General features: G+C 38.5%; 10 protein-coding genes and 2 pseudogenes. 4 read left to right on the forward strand and 8 right to left on the reverse strand.

Translation table 11 applies throughout. From position 1 onward, the window contains the following. From ACTWP4_RS05875 to ACTWP4_RS05885, 3 genes are read left to right on the forward strand one after another with little or no spacing between them, the layout of a single operon-like run. A complete protein-coding gene (locus ACTWP4_RS05875) occupies nucleotides 1–954 on the forward strand; it encodes a sugar kinase (protein WP_443127826.1) in 954 nt (317 codons plus the stop codon). A 21-nt stretch (nucleotides 955–975) separates the two neighbouring features. Beyond that, nucleotides 976–1,599, forward strand: coding sequence for a bifunctional 4-hydroxy-2-oxoglutarate aldolase/2-dehydro-3-deoxy-phosphogluconate aldolase (locus ACTWP4_RS05880; protein ID WP_443127827.1), 624 nt, complete (start codon nucleotides 976–978; stop codon nucleotides 1,597–1,599). Between the two features lie 20 nt (nucleotides 1,600–1,619). After that, nucleotides 1,620–4,742, forward strand: a complete 3,123-nt coding sequence (locus ACTWP4_RS05885; protein ID WP_443127828.1) for a glycoside hydrolase family 2 TIM barrel-domain containing protein — start codon at nucleotides 1,620–1,622, stop codon at nucleotides 4,740–4,742. A gap of 137 nt (nucleotides 4,743–4,879) precedes the next feature. Here the strand turns inward: ACTWP4_RS05885 and ACTWP4_RS05890 are convergent. The 7 genes and pseudogenes from ACTWP4_RS05890 to ACTWP4_RS05920 form a co-directional block, all read right to left on the reverse strand. Then, nucleotides 4,880–5,998, reverse strand: a pseudogene (locus tag ACTWP4_RS05890) (ribonucleoside-diphosphate reductase); the annotation flags it as partial. Between the two features lie 61 nt (nucleotides 5,999–6,059). Next, on the reverse strand, nucleotides 6,060–6,992 hold the full coding sequence (locus tag ACTWP4_RS05895) for a restriction endonuclease (RefSeq protein WP_443127829.1): 933 nt from the start codon (nucleotides 6,990–6,992) through the stop codon (nucleotides 6,060–6,062). A 207-nt stretch (nucleotides 6,993–7,199) separates the two neighbouring features. Then, nucleotides 7,200–8,642: pseudogene (locus tag ACTWP4_RS05900) on the reverse strand (vitamin B12-dependent ribonucleotide reductase); the annotation flags it as partial. A 178-nt stretch (nucleotides 8,643–8,820) separates the two neighbouring features. Next, the gene (locus ACTWP4_RS05905) at nucleotides 8,821–9,867 is read right to left on the reverse strand and encodes an aldose epimerase family protein (protein WP_443127830.1); all 1,047 of its coding nucleotides are present in this window, start codon (nucleotides 9,865–9,867) and stop codon (nucleotides 8,821–8,823) included. Between the two features lie 17 nt (nucleotides 9,868–9,884). Beyond that, on the reverse strand, nucleotides 9,885–11,378 hold the full coding sequence (gene galT, locus ACTWP4_RS05910; RefSeq protein WP_443127831.1) for a UDP-glucose--hexose-1-phosphate uridylyltransferase: 1,494 nt from the start codon (nucleotides 11,376–11,378) through the stop codon (nucleotides 9,885–9,887). 2 nt (nucleotides 11,379–11,380) lie between these two features. Beyond that, complete coding sequence (gene galE / locus ACTWP4_RS05915; protein ID WP_443127832.1) at nucleotides 11,381–12,373, reverse strand: UDP-glucose 4-epimerase GalE; 993 nt, start codon at nucleotides 12,371–12,373, stop codon at nucleotides 11,381–11,383. Between the two features lie 321 nt (nucleotides 12,374–12,694). Next, a complete protein-coding gene (locus tag ACTWP4_RS05920) occupies nucleotides 12,695–13,867 on the reverse strand; it encodes a galactokinase (RefSeq protein WP_443127833.1) in 1,173 nt (390 codons plus the stop codon). Nucleotides 13,868–14,086: 219 nt separating this feature from the next. Between ACTWP4_RS05920 and ACTWP4_RS05925 the strand changes: the two genes are divergently transcribed. Then, the gene (locus tag ACTWP4_RS05925; protein ID WP_443127834.1) at nucleotides 14,087–18,877 is read left to right on the forward strand and encodes a 5'-nucleotidase C-terminal domain-containing protein; all 4,791 of its coding nucleotides are present in this window, start codon (nucleotides 14,087–14,089) and stop codon (nucleotides 18,875–18,877) included. A gap of 69 nt (nucleotides 18,878–18,946) precedes the next feature. Here ACTWP4_RS05925 and metE read toward each other — a convergent pair whose 3' ends face one another. After that, entirely contained in the window at nucleotides 18,947–21,220 is a 2,274-nt protein-coding gene (metE, locus tag ACTWP4_RS05930) for a 5-methyltetrahydropteroyltriglutamate--homocysteine S-methyltransferase (protein WP_443127835.1), read from the reverse strand. Nucleotides 21,221–21,237: the final 17 nt, after the last annotated feature.

Consider the following 21,237-nt stretch of genomic DNA (forward strand, 5'->3'; position numbering starts at 1 on the left):
ATGGATGTCGTAACAATTGGGGAAACAATGGCATTACTTACACCTGACACAACGGGAAAGATGAGATATGCTTCCCATTTTTCCAGGAAGTTTGCTGGTGCAGAAACTAATGTAGCAATTGGTATTACAAGACTCGGTTATCAGGCTGGATGGATCAGTCGAGTTGGTGATGACGAATTAGGGAAAGCGATGCGGTCTTTTGTTCGTGGCGAAGGTGTAGATGTTTCACAGGTAAAAACAGATTCGCAAGCACAGACAGGGCTTTATTTTAAAGAACTACGAAGTGAACAAGATGTCCGTGTTTATTATTACCGAGCAGGTTCTGCCGCCAGTAAGTTAGGACCAGAGGATATAAAGGAAGACTATATTGCAGGCGCTAAATATCTTCATCTAACTGGTATTACACCTGCTTTAAGCGAAAGTTGTTACCAAGCAGTCTATCAAGCGATCGAATATGCCAAAAAGCATAAGGTGAAGATTATTTTTGATCCAAATATTCGTGAAAAGTTATGGGAATCTAAAGAAAAAGCCAAACAAGTTTTATTAGAAATTGCTGCAAAAGCAGATATCGTTTTGCCCGGATTAAGTGAGGCGAAGTATTTGTTTGGTGAGCATGACCTTGAGCGTTATGCAAGTCTTTTTATCGGAAATGGTGCGGAAGTCGTCATACTGAAAGAAGGTAGTAAAGGGGCATCCTACTATACAAAAGACGAGCATGGCTTTGTACCAAGCTATCCAATTGACCGAGTAGTCGATCCAATTGGTGCGGGGGATGGTTTTGCTGCTGGGGTGATCTCAGGCTTATTGGAGAAGCTTCCACTGGAGAAAGCGATAGCAAGAGCTAATGCAATTGGTGCTATGGTTACTATGGTAAATGGTGATGTAGAAGGATTACCAGAAATTGATGAAATTGAACGGTTTGTACAAGACACTAAAGAAGATGTCACAAGGTAATAAGAAAGGAGCTCAAACTCTATGGAGATTTTGCAAAAGATTTACCAGCATAAACTAGTAGCGATTATTCGTGGCGTACCATCAGAGCAAATTATCGATGTGGCGAATGCGTTGCATCAAGGTGGAGTACGAACGTTAGAGATTACTGTGGATACACCTAATGTATTAGGAGCAATAGAGCAGGTAAGGAAAGAGTTTGACGGAGAGCTGATAGTTGGTGCTGGCACCGTATTGGATGCGGAAACAGCTCGGGCGGCAATTATGGCTGGTTCGCAATTTATTTTTTCACCAACAGTGGATGTGGACACGATAAAGCTGACTAAAAGATATGGCGTTGTCAGCATTCCGGGAGCGATGACTCCGACAGAGATTTTAACAGCTTATGAAAATGGCGGTGACCTCATCAAAGTCTTTCCTGCCACTATATTAGGGCCGACCTATATCAAGGATATCAAAGGACCTTTGCCACATATTCCATTAATGCCAACAGGTGGAGTAAACCTTGATAATATATCCGATTATTTTCAGGTAGGAGCCGTGGCAGCAGGATTAGGCAGTTCCTTAGTTAAGAAACAGCAGACATATTCTAAAGAGGATTTAGAAGCGTTAAAACAAAGAGCAGAACAATTTGTGGCAAAAGTTTAGATGAGAATGGAGTGAACAAGATGACAAAAGACTGGGAGACCCTGTCCGTATTACAACGAAATCGAGAAAACGCCAGGTCATACTATATTCCTTTTGCAAATCAAGAATCAGCATGGACCAATCAAAGAAGCCATTCCGAACGATTTCAATTGTTAAATGGCACATGGAAATTTGCCTATTTTGAAGCACCTCAACAAGTACCTGAAGATGTTTGCGAAAGGGATGCCAGTGATTGGGAGGAGTTGTTTGTACCGTCTAATTGGCAAATGAACGGTTATGGAATCCCACATTATACAAACAAACAATATCCGTTCCCGATTGATCCACCGAGAATCCCGGCGGAAAATCCGACAGGTATTTATCGTCGTAATTTTTATATAGATCCAACTTGGGAAAAACAACATATTTTTCTCCGCTTTGAAGGAGTTGACAGTGCTTTTCACCTTTTTATTAATGGTAAGGAAGTAGGATATAGCCAAGGTAGCCGCATTCCTGCAGAGTTTAATGTGACCGATTACGTGCAAGCCGGAGAGAATGCTATTGCTGTAAAAGTATACCAATGGTCAGATGCCAGCTACATTGAAGATCAGGATATGTGGTGGTTAAGTGGTATTTTTCGCGATGTTTATTTACTAGCTCGTCCATCCTTTCATGTACAAGACTTTTTTGTTGAAACAGAGTTGGATAAAGACTACCGTCATGCGACGTTAAACATCAAAACAGTCTTAAATGAATTGCCAACTGAAAACTACGAAATAGAATACCAGTTATTTGATCCAGATCGGTCATTGACGGAGCAGGCAGAAGCAACTATCGATCAACAGAAAAGTGTACAAACAATCGAAGTAGAAGCTCCATTGAAATGGAGTGCAGAAAATCCAGCTCTCTATCAATTATTGATAACACTAAAAAAGGATGATCAAATCATCGAGGTTATTCCGGTAAAAGTCGGCTTTCGCTCGATAGAATTAAAAGATGGTTTGTTACTAGTTAATGGTAAAGCGATCAAACTAAAAGGGGTTAACCGCCATGATCATCATCCTGATTACGGAAAAGCAGTACCGTTTGACTGGATGGTCGAGGATGTCAAAATGATGAAACGACATAATATCAATGCCGTGAGAACAGCTCATTATCCAAATGATCCGCGTTTTTACGCATTGTGTGATGAGTATGGATTGTATGTCATTGATGAAGCCGATTTAGAATGTCATGGTTTCGAATATATTGGTCAGCCTCATTTGATTAGTGATGACCCAGAATGGCAGGAAGCCTACCTTGATCGAATGATTCGAATGGTGGAGCGCGATAAAAACCATCCATCGATTATTATGTGGTCGTTAGGAAATGAATCAGGATACGGTCAAAATCATGATGCCATGTATCAATGGACAAAAGAGCGCGATCCGTCACGTCTTGTTCATTACGAAGGTGAATGTCGTACCATTATGAATGGCAGCAATATGGATCCGGAGAAAGACCCAGTATCATCTGACGTCTTTACAACCATGTATACAGATATCGATATTTTAGATCGATTAGGTAAAAAGGATTTTCTGCAAACACCGCATATTCTTTGTGAGTATGCCCATGCGATGGGGAACAGTCCTGGTGCACTAAAAGAATACTGGGAAACATTTTACCGTTATCCAAGACTCCAGGGTGGCTTTGTATGGGAATGGATGGACCACGGCATTCGTAAAACAACCGAAGAGGGAGAAGAATATTTTGCTTATGGTGGAGATTTTGGAGACGAGCCGAATGACTCCAACTTTGTGATGGACGGATTAGTCATGTCTGATCATACACCATCTCCGGCATTGATTGAGTATAAAAAAATATTAGAACCAGTGAAGATAGGGTCTGTTAATTGGGAGGCTAAAACAGTTAGCGTAACCAATCGTTATGATTTTATTGGTTTAGATCATCTGCAATTAGTATGGACGGTTGAAGCGGATGGTGGCATTGTAGAAAGTGGAACGGCAGATCTTTCCGGGATAAAGCCTGAAGAAACGAAGGAAATACGTATCGATTTTTCTGAACCAGAAAATGTACTTGCAAATACCGATTATTTGCTTCATGCAAAGGTAGTATTAGCAAAGGATATGGCATGGTCAAGAGTCGGTTATGAAATCGCCTGGTCCCAATTTGAGATTCCTGTAAAAGCAGTACAACCAGCAGTAGAGCGACTGCAATCAGGTAGACTAGTTATAGAGGACGGACGTAATCAATTACATGTTCAAGGAAATGAATTCGACGTTTCTTTCAGCAAGATTACTGGTCTTATCGAAGAATGGAGCTTTCTAGGTGAACAAGTAATCGAAAGCACACCAAAATTAAATTTCTGGCGCGCGCTAATAGATAATGATATTTACGAAACAAATCAATGGAAGCCGGTCAGCAATAAAACGAATTGGCAAAAATATGGGTTACATTGGTTGCAGCACCGACTTGACGATTTTAGCTATCAAGTTGCAGATGATAAAAAACAAGTACAGATAATAGCCAAAGTAAGAATTGCACCACCTAAATTAGCGTGGGCGATCTTAACAACCTATACTTATGATGTCTATGCCAGTGGAGATGTTCAGGTTACAGTTACTGGTCAATTTGATGGAGATACTCCAGATACTCTTCCAAGAATTGGCTTACAAATGAAAGTACCAGATGCGCTTGATCATGTGAAATGGGATGGCAGAGGACCTGGTGAAGCTTATGTCGATAGTAAAGAGGCTAATCGCTTCGGAGTTTGGCAAGGCACAGTCGATCAGCTATTTACGAATTATGCTGTCCCACAAGAGAATGGGAATCGCCATCAAGTAAAATGGATGTCTCTATATCGTGAATCTGGAACTGGACTTTTGGTGACAGGGAAGCCAACCTTTGACTTTAGTGTCCATCGTTATGATATGGAAAATATCGATCAGGCAAGACATACACATGAGCTGATCAAACAGGATAGCTTTAACCTGAATCTTGACTATAAACAGCATGGCTTAGGTTCCGCAAGCTGTGGACCAGATGTTTTAGAGAAGTATGAATTACGTGCAGAGGATTTTGAATTTAGTGTTCGTCTAGTTCCTTTTTCATCTAATGATGATCCGATACATGTAGCCAAAACTACACTACCTAAGAGAATATAATTTTTCTGGACACTTTCAGAGGATTACTGGACACATTTCGCAATTTACTGGACACTTTTTATGATAATCTGGACACTTACACAAAAAAACCCGCTTCTGGATTTAATGATCTCGAAGCGGGTTCATTTATTTCAATTTTACAATCCACATTTAAGTTGTGCACCACAGTTTGTACACGTATTACAGCCACCAATATCTTCGACACTACCTTTACGGCAGACAGGGCATGTGTCGCCAACTTCTGAGCCGACTGACATGTCTGTTTTGTCTAATTCGTTTACTGTATCAACGATAACAACTTTCTTTTCTTCATCCTCAAATAGTTCGGTTTGTTCTGAGAAGTTATTTTCTTCTGCTTTTAATGTTAAGACTTGTGAATCACGGCTTCCGTCTACATAAACCGTACCACCTTTTGCACCTCCACGGTATAAACGACGATAAACTTGCTCCACTTGTTCGACTTTATATCCTTTTGGTGCATTGACAGTCTTGGAAATAGAACTGTCTACCCAACGCTGAATCACACATTGCGTATCTGCGTGTGCTTCTGGTGGTAAACTCATCGCAGTTACAAACCACTTAGGTAAATGATCTGGATCTTGTTCTGGATTATTATCTAAATATTCCTGTACAATGTCTGCTTTTACTTCGATAAATTTACCTAATCTTCCACTTCGATAGTAGGTGAAAGAGAAGTAAGGCTCAAGTCCGGTAGAGACACCCACCATCGTACCAGTTGAACCTGTTGGCGCAACGGTTAATAAGTGTGAGTTGCGAATACCATACTTTAAAACACCTTCACGAATATCTTCTGGCATACCTTGCATATAACCAGTAGAAATAAAGTTTTCACGTAAGCTTTGTGTTTCTTCTTCTGTTTCACCAACTAAGAAAGGGAAACTACCTTTTTCTTTTGCTAATTTGATGGATGTGCGATAAGCGGTTGTCGCAATCGTTTCGAATATTTTATCAACTAATTCATTGCCTTCTTTGGAACCGTACTCTGATTCACAATAAATCAATAAATCATGAAGACCCATTACACCTAAACCGACACGACGCTCACCTAGAGCTTGTACACGATTTTCTTCCAAGAAGTAAGGTGTTGAATCAATCACGTTATCTTGCATGCGTACACCGATTTCGACCGTTTGTTTTAGTTTATCAAAGTCTGGTGCTTTCTTCTCTTTGTCTGCTACATTCGCTAAGTTAACGGCTGCTAAATTGCAGACAGAAAACGGAGCGAGGGGTTGTTCCAATATTGTTATCCTAAAGGCTTTTTATCCTTTAGTTCTTACACTTCGCTTTCGTGTAAGTTCAGCATACCTTTTCATTGCACACTTTTTTCATGAATTTTAATAATTCTTTTCTTCCACGATCTTCACCAAAAACTGCCTTAGATATTACCCGAAAGTCTTTTACATCAAAACGCTCATATATCTCCTTTAAAAGTGGAGATAGGGATGTATTGATTTTATTAAATGGTGTTGCTTCAACTATTTTTTTGTTCTCAAGTGTCCATTCTATAATAAGATCTCGAATCTTTTGGTGAATAATGGTTCTTTTTTCAACATAAGATTGGGTTGCAAGTTTTATAGCAACTTTACCAGCACACTTTTGACTGCAAAATAGTTTATTAGAGGTGATTGTTATTTCAAATGACTCTCCGCATTTTTTACATGACCTTGTTTCTCTCGGTGTTTTTATATAGCCCTTTTTCATACCACTTTTCTTTAGACCTTCTAGCATCCTTTTTCTAGATGGGGTATTAGAAGCCCATAATTTTTTAGTATGCTCACCAATTATTTTTTTGGTTTTCGTATTATGCCTTATGTTATAGTGTCCATTTAATTTACCAAACATAGCCTTATTTATAGTGGTGTTGTCAGATTTTATCCATTCTGTAATAACAGATGTTAAGGAAAAAGGTAAACTTTTATATAAATTAAGCAGTTCTTCATAAGAAATCAGATTCCATTTAATAAAATATTTATCTTCAATGTACTGTAAAGTTTTTCTTGCGTTTTCTTTTGCTTCTTTATTTCGGGATTTTATTTCTACAATTTCTATAAGCAAACCATTTTGATCGTATAAGAAGAAATCTGGTTTATAAATTTTGTACCCTATATCAAAGGATCTAACTTCGTATTTCCAGCTTATCTTTTGATAGTCAAGGTATCTGGCATATGCATATTCATAGGAGCTTCTTAAATAATATCCTTTATAAAACCCTGCATATCCTCTATTCATTTTTACACCTCTATATAACTTCATTTAAATATATAGGTAAGTTGTGTGCAATGCTGCGGCCTCTTGCCCGGATTATAGTCTACTAAAGTAGGATCACCGAGTATGCGTTGCCCCTGACTAACTTTTTACATTAGCCTTCGGTTCGGATTAGCGTCACAGCCTCCCCGCTTCGTTCCGCAGTGTTTTACATGAGGCAAACTATGCTACTTTACCACATGGGTTTGTCGCTACTACTTTTTGTCCATAAGCGGTTGCGTTTGTTTTCTTATTGGCATTATCAATAAAGAAAATACCTGGTTCAGCTGAATAAGTGGCACAGACGTTAATCAAGTCCCATAATTCTTTTGCTTTAATGCGCTTATAAACTTTTACACCAAAACCTAGTTTCTCCCATTCTCTAACGTCTCCAACTTCATGCCAATGCTTGTTGTAGTATTCCATTTCCTCAGCATCGTAATTTTCAACATCAGGGAAGCGTAATTCGTATTCAAGATCATTTTCAACAGCTTCCATAAATTCATCAGTAATACAAACAGAAATGTTCGCACCTGTTAAAAAGTCAGGATTGTGAACAGAATAAGAACCGCCATCGCGTAATTCTGCTTCTGCTTTTTCGATATTGGCATCAGTGAATCCGCCTTGACCTGGCATGCTTTTATAATTGACCACACCTTGGTATAGTTGTACTTCATCTGCAGAAAGTGGTGTGAAATTCAGTTTATCACTTGCTAATTGCTGAATAGTTTCGTCTTCGGTATTTTCAATCAAATAACGTAATATTCTTGGGTTTTGCATCTTTGAGATGATAAACTCAATCACATCAGGGTGCCAATCGTTTAACATAATCATTTGAGCACCACGTCTTGATCCGCCTTGCTCAACAAGGTGTGTTAATTTGGCGATATCATCTAGCCAAGAGACAGAGCCAGATGATTTACCATTCACACCTCTCGCTAACGCATTACGAGGGCGAAGTGTGGATCCATTGGTACCAACACCGCCACCGCGTGACATGATTTCCATTACCTGCTTACGATGATCACTGATACCTTCACGGGAATCTCTTACAAAAGGCATTACATAGCAATTGAAATACGTTACATCTGTGTGAGATCCTGCTCCGTACAGGACACGTCCTGCTGGAACAAAGTTTAAGCTCGACAGTTCCTGATAGAACTGTTCAAATGATTCATCTTGTTTTTCTTTGGTTGTTTCTACTTCCGCAAGACCCGTTGCATTACGTTTAGCAATTTGTTCGTAATACACTTCTAACGGTTTATCGATAATGCTTAAAGAACGTTCAATTACACCAGTTTCACGCTCTTCATCTTTTTCTAATACATGAACATAATCTTTATCCACTTGAATACGGGCTTTGCGGTTTGATTCATTAATTTCTAATATAAAACCAGTACCTCTAGCAGGGAATTTCGGATCTTCCTTAATCGTTAAGACGACAAAGTCACCTTTTTTTAATGTCTTTTTTTCTGTGTCTTTAAATGCATATCGGTCTAGCATAACAAGTCGAGACACACCCTTATGTGTTGTCTTCATATCAGCTGTAATCGGGTGAACTTGCGGGAATTCTCTAATGTCCTCATTGAGCTGCTCCACATTGATTGCCAATGACCGCTCTTTCGTTGGTTGCATTCGATAGTAGCCTCCTTTATCTATTTATATAAAACAATTAATAGTAAATTAAATCTATTATAGCTTATCAGAATTAACACATTTCATCAATATATAGTGCTTGCGAATGAAGTGTTATACTATATATTGCGGAAACCGTAAAAAAGACACTCTCTCAGGCAAAAGAGTGTCTTTTTCCTTATTCTATTATATCAAAAATAAAAGTAGTTTTGGCAAAATATTTTTCATCTTTATCTAACCAGATAGATGGAAAGCCTTCATGGTGAATCGATGCAGGTGAACCTTGTGTTTCAAGACAAAGTCCTAAATATCTTACCGATTCACGTTCACGTAACGATAAACCTTCCGGCAGATTATTAGACGTATACATGACAACACCAGGCTGATCGGTAATCACCGTTAGCTGTCGACCACTTTCTTTCTCTCGAACAACAGCACTTTCCTGTTTGGAATGGTCAAAGATAAAATAATGGTCATAGCCATGATTGGCCACAAGATTCTGCTTAAAGTCGGATGTAATACCATCCTTCATTAAACGGCCATTACGGAAGTCATAAACCGTATCATCTGCATCTAGTATATTTCCAGTTGGAATTAATTCATCATCCAACTCAACGAATTTACTGCTGTCTAACGTAATCTCATGATCTGTTATGTCTGACTGTAAATTACCGCTAAGGTTAAAATAAGAATGGTTGGTACTTGTTAAAACAGTTTTCTGATCGGATACACCTTCATAGGTAATAGTAAAAGCATTATCATTATTCAAAGTGTATGTCACGGTCATACGGACGTTTCCAGGATAACCATTCTCACCATCTTCACTTTGCAGTGTCAGGGTTAATCCTACTTCATCATTGTTTTCAAAAGGAGCTACCTTCCAAATCGATTTATGAAAGCCTGGTTCTCCACCATGTAAATGATGCTTTCCTTCATTTTGAGGTAATGTATAGGACTTGCCATCGATTTCGAACTGTGCCTTTTCGATTCGCCCAGCCACACGGCCGATCAGGGCCCCGAAGTATCCAGGGTTTTCAAGGTAATCTTCATAGTTTTCAAAACCAATCACGACATTTTCTAGTTTCCCATCACGATCTGGCGCCAGAATTTTTGTAATAATACCACCAAAATTAAGAATGGAAACAGCCATTCCATTATCATTGAGTAAAGTAAACTCTTTCCATTGCTGGTCTTGCACTTTGACTACATCTGTTTTTACTTCCATAACCCGTTTCCTCCTACTTATCCTTCATTTAAGTGTGACAAAAATCGTTTGAACGCATCTCTTCCTGACTGGTCTGTTTTATAGACACCAGCATCTTCCAGGACGCGAGCGAATTTTTGTCCTAATGCATCTTCTACAATTTTGTTTACGTTGTCTGGTGTTATATTAGCATGTTTATCTTCCATAGATTGTACCCAATCTTGATGATATTCTGCAACCGTTACCTTTTCACCAAGAAGATGTTTTTTTATTGTTTCCAGTTCATCTTTTAGGCGGGGAGGGAGTACTGCAAGTCCCATTACTTCAATAAGTCCAATGTTCTCTTTCTTTATATGGTGTACATCCTCATGTGGATGGAAAAGACCCATCGGATGTTCTTCTGTCGTACGATTGTTACGTAATACAAGGTCGAGTTCGAATAATTCGCCACGTCTACGTGCAATGGGCGTGATGGTATTATGTGGCGTGTCATCTGTATATGCAAGAATATCCGCGTCAGGGTCACTGTACTTACGCCATTTTTGTAAAATGTAATCGGAAGCATCAACAAGTTTGTCACGATCAGCATGACGGAGGCGGATGACCGATAAAGGCCATTTAACCACAACAGCCTCCACATCAGAAAAAGCATTCAGTGTAAATTTGAATTCTTCTTCAGCATTTGTCATGGCAAACGTGTAATGACCGCCCTGATAGTGATCATGCGATAAAATACTTCCGCCAACAATCGGTAAGTCTGCATTAGAACCAATGAAATAATGCGGGAACTTTTCAACGAATGCAGTAAGACGGTTAAATGAATCTCGGTTAATTTTCATGGGACGGTGTTCTTTTGCGAACAGAATACTGTGTTCATTGTAATAAACATATGGGGAGTACTGTAAAAACCAGTCTTCTCCTTCTAATGGAATCTCAATGATCCGATGATTAGAACGGGCTGGGTGACCAATACGTCCAACATATCCCTCATTTTCCGCACATAATAAGCATTTCGGGTACGCGATATCCTGTTTCATTTCTTTTTCACGCTTAATTTGTTCTGGGTCCTTTTCCGGCTTGGATAGGTTGATCGTAATATCTAAATCTCCATAATTAGATGCTGTTTTGAATTGGATGTTATTTGCAATTCTTTTCGTTTGAATATAATTGCTGTCTTTACTCAATTGATAGAAATAGTCCGTCGCTTGCTCTGCTGACTCCTGATATTTTAGTTGAAAGGTGTGGTTCACTTCAGAAGGCTTTGACATAAAAACATCCATTATTTTAGCTGTTAATTGTTCTTTTTCATCTAGTAAGCCTTCAATTAATCCTTTACTTACGGCATGGTCCGCTAATTCTTCCAAAATATCCGGTATAGATAGGTCAAGCAGTTCTGCATCTTCCTGATAGCTTGCTTCATTGAGAAGGCCTAACACTTGGTTGCGTGTATAAATTCGGTCACTAGTCTGGATCAAATCTTTTTCAATGGCATTGTTGACGATTGTGTTCACTAAGCTTGAGATGTTGGCCATGATTAGTCCTCCTTGTAGCCTGTAGGATTCGCTTGATGCCAGTTCCAAGCATCGGTTATGATGCGATCAATATCTGTTCTTGTTGGGTTCCAGCCAAGAATACGTTTTGCTTTATCTGATGCTGCAATTAACGTACTAGGATCACCTGCTCTTCTTGGCGCAACTTCTGCAGGTATCGGATGATTGGTTACTTTTCGTGCGGCGTCAATGATCTCTTTTACAGAGAAGCCTTGACTGCTTCCAAGATTAAAGACATTGCTTTCTCCGCCTTCTTTTAAATATTTCAATGCAAGTATATGAGCATCTATTAAATCTTCAACATGAATATAATCACGAATACATGTGCCGTCTGGTGTATCGTAGTCCTCACCGAAAATGGAAATGTGCTCTCTTTGACCTAAAGCTACTTGCAATACGATCGGGATCAAGTGTGTTTCTGGACGGTGGTCTTCACCAATTTCTCCTGTACTTCGAGCACCGGCAACATTAAAGTAACGAAGGGATACAAAACGGATATCATGAGCTGCTTCTGTCCACTTCATCATTTTTTCCATCGTTAATTTTGTTTCGCCATACGTACTGGTAGGGTTCGTTGCCATTGTTTCGGTAATTGGTACTTGCTCAGGCTCACCATATGTTGCTGCTGTAGAAGAGAAGACAATATGTTTAATATCAAATTCTGTCATTGCCTGCAGTAAAACTTGGGTACCGTAAACATTGTTATCAAAATATTTAAGTGGGTCCTCCATGGATTCTCCGACTAAAGAGTTCGCTGAAAAGTGGAGTACCCCATCGATTTTTTCGTGTGTAAATACCTCACGCAAGAATTCGATATCACGAATGTCACCATTATAAAAAGTGGCGTCCGGGTGAACCGCTTCCTCGTGACCTGTTAATAAATTATCAATTACTACTACTTCATATCCCTGATCGATTAATTGATACACGGCATGTGACCCAATATAACCAGCTCCACCTAAAACTAAAATACGCATTTATTATCATCCTTTCTAATTTAAAAAATAGTAACCATTCATAAACTGCGAAGCAACGAGGGCATCCAAGTAAATCTGGGCTGAGCGCGGACATTTGTTCCGCTATTTGTGACAAAAGTGCCGTTTTTAGGGTGGTCGCGGACATCTATTCCGCTATTCATCTAAAATAGTGCTAATGGAGACTGAAATGAACCAAATAAGGGATTCAATGTCCGCTAACATGGAAAAACAGGTGATTTTCATTCCAATAACGTACTAAATGTCCGCTCAATAGTTCGCAGTATGTATCAACTACGAACCAGTAAGAGCGTCAGTTTATGCCTAAAGTGAAATTTCTTTGGCGCCGTCTCCAATGGCTGCTACATAAAAGGTTGGTGCATAACCAACTTTTTCTTGGTAGGCTTTGTCAATCGCTACTTTAACATGTTCTACTTCAGATTTTTCTACGATTGCTATCGCACATCCTCCAAATCCGGCACCTGTCATACGGGCACCAAGAACACCTTTTTGTTGCCAGGCTGTTTCGGCAATAGTATCAAGCTCAATGCCTGTTACTTCATAGTCATCCCGTAATGAAATATGGGATTGATTCACTAACTCACCAAATCTTTTTAGCTCACCAGCTTTTAATTTTTTCAATGCATCGATAGTTCTGGCATTTTCGTATACGGCATGTTTGGCACGTTTTTGGTTCGTTTCATCGCTGATTAATGAACGGTTTTCCTCGAATTGTTCCGGTGTTAATTCACCAAGACTGTTAATAGTCAACTCTTTTTGTAAGTCTGCCAGTGCCGTTTCACACTGACTACGACGTTCATTATACTTGGAATCTGCCAGTTCACGTCTTTTGTTTGTATTAATAATAATGATATCATGATTCTCCAATTTAATCGGTGCATATTCATAATTTAATGTATCACAGTCTAATAGCATGGCGTTATCTTCTTTGCCCATACCGATCGCAAATTGATCCATAATACCACTGTTGACACCAATATAATCGTTTTCAACTTTTTGTCCGATTTGGACCATCCGAATACGGTCGATATCCAGACGGTAGAGATTTTCTAATAAAACACCGGTTACAAGTTCAATTGAAGCGGAAGAGGAAAGACCTGCACCGTTTGGAATATTCCCATAAAATAGCACGTCAAATCCTGTATCAATGTTAAATCCTTCTTCTTGGAAGTATAGAATCATCCCTTTAGGAAAATTCGTCCAATCGTCTTCTTTTTTGTAGGAAAGGTCATCAAGTGACACTTCGATTATTCCTTTATCAGGGAAATTATCTGAATAGAGACGTACCGTTTTATCTTGTCGCGGTACTGCCAATGCATATGTTCCAAAGGAAATAGCGGCAGGGAAGACATGCCCACCATTATAATCTGTGTGTTCGCCTATCAGGTTAATTCTGCCTGGTGCAAAGAATGCTCGGGGCTGTTCATTTGTCTGGAAAGTATCTTGGAATTTTGTAACTGAATTTTTTAAATCCATTTTATTTATCACCCTTTGAAATATTTTGTCGACTTAATTAAATTAATTTACTAACTATATTGTACGTGATTTTGACATGAGATACAAGAATAAAAGTGTAAATAATTTATGCGCGTATTTACAAAAGTTAACAAACACTTTACCGAGGGTTTAAATTTTTCATATTTTCAATTGATAGAATGAAGGAGGTAAGCAATATCATTTAAAGGAGGAGAACGAATGAAGGAGTATTCCAAGGTGAAGCTCACAAGCATATTTTTAGTTTGTTTGCTTATTTTTATGCAATTGTCTAATGCATTTTTACCATTAATGGAGTTGAATGCAGAGGAAACAAATGCAGACGAATTATTTATTTCAGAGTATATCGAAGGAAGTAGCTATAATAAGGCGATTGAGATTTATAATGGGACAGGATCTGAAGTAGACTTGTCCAATTACACTTTAGCATTATACTCCAATGGCTCAGTGGAAATTTCGTCGAGCTTGGAACTGGAAGGATCATTAGCAGATGGTGATGTCTTTGTTATTGCTAACAGTTCTGCTAACTCAGCTATATTAGAGGTTACCGATGAAACTTCTGGTGTGGTTAATTTTAATGGTGATGATGCTTTTGCTTTATTAAAAGATGGCGAGGTCATTGATCAGTTAGGTGAGATTGGCGTTAGAGACTCTTTTGGATCCGATAAAACATTAGTGAGAAATCCTGAGACCGCTGTCCCATCGACTACATATGATCCATCACAATGGTTAGATAAAGGAAAAGATAATTTTGCTTTTATCGGTAATCATAAAAATAATGACGGAACAGAAGAAGATTCAGAGGAAACAGCAGAAACTATTAATATCGCAGATGCACGCCAACAGGCAGATGGAAATGTGGTTACAATAGAGGGTACTGTAACATCTGCTAATTTGGCAAATCCAAGTGGAAGTCAATTATCCACTTACGTCCAAGATCAAACAGCTGGTATCAATCTGTTTTCTTTTGATGGATCAGACTTTCCTGTATGGAAGGAAGGAGATCGGATAAAAGTAACAGGTGAAATAGATACCTATAAAGGTTTAACAGAAATTATTCCTAGTAAATCTAGTGATATTGAAGTTTTAGCAAATGGTGAGGAAGTACCATTTCCAGCAGATACAACAATAGCTGATTTGAATAATGCGGAAACGGCTGAACCATTAGAAGGACAACTGGTATCTGTTTCGGGATATATACAAAGTATACCGTCTAGTCCGTCTGGTGGCGGCTACAATATATCATTAATAGATAGTGAATTTAATAGCACAACATTAAGAGTAATGGAAGGTACGTTAGATGTTTCAAATTTAGAAGAAGGAAAATGGTATGACATTACAGCAATAGTAAGTCAATACGAAAGCTATCAAATTTTACCAAGAAAAGCTAGTGACATTAAATTAGCAGAAGAGCAGCCAGAAGCACCGAATGTAAGTGAAGAATACACCTCAACAGTTCGTTACGTATCAGATGGTGATACTATTAGGTTAGAAACACCTGTACTAGGATCTGATCGAGTACGTTTTCTAAACATCGATACACCCGAAACAAGTGTGGCGGGAGCAAATGGTGTAGATGAAGCAAATCAAAAGGAACATGGTCAATATGCTACAAGTCGCTTGAAAGAATTGTTACCAGAAGGTTCAGAAGTAACATTGGAAATTGGTGAAGAAGCAACTGATCAATATGGTAGATTACTAGCAGAGGTCATTAACAAAGATGGTATCAATACCAATTTGCAAATGGTCAAAGAAGGCTTTGCGAGTACCTACTTTATCTGGCCTATCGGTGATGAGGAAACATATCAAACGTATCAAGATACTGTCAAAGAAGCGATTGATAATGAGTTAGGTATTTGGAATCCTGAGAATCCGCTAACTCAATTACCTTTTGAATATCGTGCCATTACAGAAGGTGGCGATTTTCACCGTTATGTAGGGGATTCAGATACGAAAAAATATGTAGAACCAACGGCATTTGAAGAAGTTCCAGTAGAAAAACGTATTTTCTTTGCAAGTGCGGAAGAAGCGGAAGTGCAAGGTTATACAGCAGCAACAGAGACGGAAGAACCATCTGATAATCTGCTTGAAGTACAGCTATTAAGCATGAATGACTTACACGGCAAGATTGATCAAGAATATACGTTGAATGTAGATGGTGAAGAAGCTGTTTATGGTCGTATGGATTATACAGCGCAAGCGATTAAAGAACGTGAACAAGAAAATGAAAACACATTACTCGTACATGCTGGTGATATGATTGGTGGTAGTTCACCTATTTCCGGATTACTACAGGACGAGCCAACAGTTGAAATAATGAATGAAATGGGCTTTGATGTAGGAATAGTCGGGAATCATGAATTTGATGAAGGATTAGATGAATTGAAACGTATGGTTAATGGTGGCGATCATCCAGAAGGACTAGGTACAGAAGGTTACGAAGGAATGAATTTTGACGTGCTTTGTGCTAACTGTATTCAAGAAGATACAGGTGAAACCTATTTACCACCATATGCCATTCAAGAAGTTGACGGTGTAGAAATAGGTTTTATCGGTGTAAATACACAAGAAACAATGAACATGGTTATGCCGTCTTCTCTAGAAAATGTAGCATTTATCGATGAAACAACAGCGGTTAATGATGCTGTTGACGAATTACAGGAACAAGGTGTCGAAGCCATTGTTGTTCTTGCACATATACCGGCAACACAATCCGGATCATCTGCTACAGGAGCGGCAGCAGATTTAGCTAAGAATGTTAATGATGCAGTAGATATTATCTTTGCAGCACATAATCATCAAGTAGTGGATGCGGTCGTTGATGATAAGCTAATTATTCAGGCATCAGAATATGGAAAAGCCTTTGCTGATGTTGATGTGCAAATTGACCGTGAAACAAAAGATATTGTTGATGCAGAATCAGAAGTTGTGTTTGTAAAGCAAGATGATTATCAGCCAGAACCAGCTGTAGAAAGTATACTTCATAAATATGGAGAAGAAATCAAATCGATTGTAAATGAAGAAATCGGTTATAACGCTCAAGAGTTGGCAGGACAATATACGAATGATGGTGATCATGGTTTAGGAAATTTAATTGCAGATGGTATGAAATGGGTGATGAATGCTGACTTTGCAATGCACAATGGTGGAGGTATTCGAGATATTTTAAATGCTGGTCCAATTACATGGGGAGAAGTATTTAATATTTTACCGTTTGCTAATAGTGTAATGTCGGTGGAAATTAAAGGGGAAGACTTAATCCCTATTTTAAATGACAACTTATCAAGTTACGGCTCAGATTATAGTGTGTCTGGTTTACACTACACCTACAATTATGAATATCAACAAGTAGTAGATATTACTTTACCTGATGGATTTCCGATTGATCCAGAAGAAACGTATGTATTGGCAACGAACAATTATATTGGTACACAGGATGGCCCAATTAAAAATCTAGGTAAGAATCCAGTAATGGGACCTGTCGATGTTGATGCTGCGGTAAACTATATCAAGCATTTAAATACCTCTGAAGACAATCCACTAGTAATTGGACCAGAAGGACGTATTGCCCAAACAGACGAAATTCCAGACATGGACGATGAAGGTGAAACGATTGGTTACAATGGACAAGATTTAGTCGGTAATTATACAAATGGCATCGATCATGGTTTAGGTAACTTAATTACGGATAGTATGAGGTTTGAAATGGACAGTGATTTTGCTGTGACAAATGGTGGAGGGATTGGTTCTTCGCTATTAGAAGGTCCGATCACTACAACTTCATTAGAAAATATATTAACCCATGGCAATACATTAGTGAAAATGGAAGTGACAGGCGCAGAATTAGAAGAGATTTTAAACGCACAGCTTTCTGATAACGGTTCAGATTATAGTGTGTCTGGGTTCCAATATCGTTACAATAAAGCAGCAAATAAAGTTATATCAATAACCCTTCCAAATGGCAAGAAAGTGAAAAAGAAAGAAACCTATACAATAACAACTAATAGCTATTTAGCATCTAGAGGTGTATTTGCAACAATAGATTCTGAGCGAGAAGAAGGGCCTGTTGATGTAAAGGCACTTAAGAGGTACATTATTTCTTTAGAAACAACGGAAGATAATCCATTAGCATATGGTTCTGAAGGTCGTATCTCTTCTATACCGAAAGTTACATTGCCAGAAGTTGTTGGCAATAAGGCGAAAGTAAAAGATGTCATTTTTGATCATGTAGCTGCAAATGGTAAGGCAACAGTCGACTTTACAGAAGTAGAAAATATTGATGAGAGCAAACCATTAGAAATTACAGTAACAAAGTCACAATTAGCTAAATTGAAAAATAAAAATGCAGTTTTATCTGTACAAAAGAATGATGTAACACTAGATTTTCCAGCAGCAATATTTAGTGGTGAAGAGGATGTTACGATTGTCATCGGAAAGCTTGCAGATGTAGAAGGTGCGAAAAGTGCTGTCTATGATTTCAAACTAATGGAAGGTGACAATGTAAAACATGACTTTTCTGAAACAGATGGTGTTCGATTAGCCTTTAACCTCCATGGTGAAAATGTTGAAAATCTAGATCTTTTGAAAGTATTCTACCTAGATGAAGAAACAGGGAAATGGATAGAAATTGGTGGTGAGTATCAAAACGGTGTTGTAATAGCGACAACTACTCACTTCTCCACCTTTACTGTAATGGAAGCTAGTGGAGATGATAATATTCCTGAAGATCCATCTAATGAGGACGAAAATCCTGAAACAGATCCAAATAACAATGATGGTGATCGTGGTGAAACTGGTGACAATGGTGGCGATTCAGAAGAGAACGATGATAGCTCTAATGGATCAGAAGATCAAGAGAAATCAGGGAACACATCAACAGAAAATAATGAGTTACCAGAGACCGCTACGTCTATGTTTAACTACTTGTTAGCAGGAGTTGTTGTAATAGTACTCGGGTTATTATTGCTAATTCGTAAAAGAAAATTAATCTAATAACGAGAATGGCTACATTCAAGGGTATAATGAATGTAGCCATTTTTTTAATTAAGTAACAGACAAATTTTAATGTTGTTTGATGGTAGTATACTGAGCCCTTGCTTTCTTAGCTGCTTCTACCATTTTTTCCAGAGCAGCAACAGTTTCAGCTTCGTTTCTTGTTTTAAGTCCACAGTCTGGGTTGATCCAGAATTGTTCGACGTCAATGGTTTCCAGAGCGCGTTTAATGTTTGCTTCAAGCTCTTGAAGAGTTGGTACACGTGGACTATGAATGTCATAGACGCCAAGTCCAATATCCTTCTTATAGTCATTTTTTTCAAAAGTTTCGACCATTTCACCATGACTCCGTGAAGTTTCAATGGAAATTACATCAGCGTCTAATCCATCGATAGCTTCATAAATTTCCCCGAATTCAGAGTAGCACATATGAGTATGGATTTGTGTTTCAGGTTTTACTGTTGACGTTGCTAGCTGAAAAGCATTTACGGCTGCATCAAAATAGGCAGGCCATTTTAAACGATCCAGTGGTAATCCTTCACGTAATGCTGGCTCATCAACTTGTATGATATTAACTCCAGCTTCTTCTAGTGCTAACACTTCTTTTTCCAGAGCTAAGGCAATTTGATCTTGTACTGTGAAACGAGGTAATCCCTCATGAACAAATGACCAGTTTAAGATCGTAACAGGACCAGTTAACATTCCTTTGACAGGTTTTTCGGTTAAAGACTGAGCATAAGCAATTTCTTTAACGGTAATGGCTTTTTCCCACTCGACATTTCCAACTAATAAAGGTGGTTTAACACAACGCGACCCATATGATTGCACCCAACCATATTCGGTTACAGCAAAGCCTTTTAGTTTTTCACCAAAATACTCAACCATATCTGTTCGTTCGAATTCTCCGTGCACGAGTACATCTAAATCTAGATCTTCTTGGATTTGAATCCATCTTCTCGTTTCTTCCTCAATAAATTGATTATACTCTTGGTTGGAAATATCCCCTTTACGCCATTTAGTTCTCGTTCTTTTTACTTCATGTGTTTGTGGTAGACTTCCTATTGTTGTCGTAGGTAATAAAGGCAGTTTCAATGTTGCTTGTTGACGTTTTTTTCTTTCAACAAAAGGGATCTCGCGTTTCGCATCCTTTCGTGCAACTTCAGGTGATTGTCTGCGGTATTCGGATTGATTTAAGTTTGAAATAGCTTGTTGACTGGCTTTAAAGGCATCTTCAACAGACTGTTTCCCTTCTCGTAAAGCGATGGTTAAGCTTTGTAACTCATCTAATTTCTCATTAGCAAAACTTAAGCCGCCTTTTACAACAGGATCAAGTTTTTCCTCCAGGTGTTTCGTCACAGGTACATGCAATAAAGAACAGGAAGGTTGTACAAGCAACGTTTCTACATCTGCTTCTTGCTGGATATTTTGTAAAAGTTGATATTTTTCATCTAAGTCGGCACGCCACACATTACGTCCATTGATAATACCAGCGCCTAAAACTTTATCAGATGGAAAGCCAAACTTTTCGATTAATGCTAAATGATCACCATGTACAAAGTCTAAGCCAATTCCTTTTACCGGTAGAGCTGTAATACGCTCATAATGTTGAACTGTTTCAAAATATGTTTGCAAAATGATTTGAATACCTGATACATTGTTGTCAATCGTCTGGTAGACTTGCTCTACCAGCTGAAGTTCCTTTTCGGAAAGGTTGGTGCCTAGTATAGGCTCATCTATCTGCACCCAGCTAGCTCCTTCCGCTGCTAACTCACTAAGGATTTGTTCATACAAAGGTAATAATCGGTTAACCCAGCTTTCCAATTCACTTTCTTGATAGCCTTTTGCAAGCTTCACAAATGTGACTGGTCCAACAATGACCGGCTTACCATCAATGCCTAATTCTTCTTTGGCTTCTTTATAATAATGTAATGCTCGGTTCTCAATTAAAGTCGGTGTGGTTCCATTTAGTTCCGGAACTATATAGTGATAATTCGTATTGAACCATTTTGTCATTTCAGCGGCTACAGCATTCGTTTCACCACGAGCAATCGCAAAATAGCTAGACAAGTCTTCTGGATTATGATGATTAAATCGTTCTGGTATAATATTGAATGAAACGGCCGTATCTAATATATGATCATAAAATGAAAAGTCCCCTACAGGAATAAGATCAATTCCTTGTTCCTTTTGTTTCTGCAAATTGTTTAAGCGTAATTTCTTTGTTTGTTCTTTAAGTGATTTTTCGGTAATATCTCCTTGCCAAAATGCTTCAATTGCTTTCTTCCATTCTCTTTTTTCTCCAATACGAGGGTAACCTAAATTGGTACTAAGAATCGTTGTCATTGCGTAAAAAACTCCTT

Origin of the sequence: Gracilibacillus sp. D59, from assembly GCF_052246695.1 — a bacterium.
GTDB lineage: Bacteria > Bacillota > Bacilli > Bacillales > Amphibacillaceae > Gracilibacillus.

Coding starts and splice junctions, on each gene's coding strand:
- ACTWP4_RS05895 (WP_443127829.1), bottom strand. CDS start 6,992: ATGAATAGAGGATATGCAGGGTTTTATAAAGGATATTATTTAAGAAGC.
- galE (WP_443127832.1), bottom strand. CDS start 12,373: ATGCGTATTTTAGTTTTAGGTGGAGCTGGTTATATTGGGTCACATGCC.
- ACTWP4_RS05885 (WP_443127828.1), top strand. CDS start 1,620: ATGACAAAAGACTGGGAGACCCTGTCCGTATTACAACGAAATCGAGAA.
- ACTWP4_RS05880 (WP_443127827.1), top strand. CDS start 976: ATGGAGATTTTGCAAAAGATTTACCAGCATAAACTAGTAGCGATTATT.
- ACTWP4_RS05905 (WP_443127830.1), bottom strand. CDS start 9,867: ATGGAAGTAAAAACAGATGTAGTCAAAGTGCAAGACCAGCAATGGAAA.
- ACTWP4_RS05925 (WP_443127834.1), top strand. CDS start 14,087: ATGAAGGAGTATTCCAAGGTGAAGCTCACAAGCATATTTTTAGTTTGT.
- ACTWP4_RS05920 (WP_443127833.1), bottom strand. CDS start 13,867: ATGGATTTAAAAAATTCAGTTACAAAATTCCAAGATACTTTCCAGACA.
- metE (WP_443127835.1), bottom strand. CDS start 21,220: ATGACAACGATTCTTAGTACCAATTTAGGTTACCCTCGTATTGGAGAA.
- galT (WP_443127831.1), bottom strand. CDS start 11,378: ATGGCCAACATCTCAAGCTTAGTGAACACAATCGTCAACAATGCCATT.
- ACTWP4_RS05875 (WP_443127826.1), top strand. CDS start 1: ATGGATGTCGTAACAATTGGGGAAACAATGGCATTACTTACACCTGAC.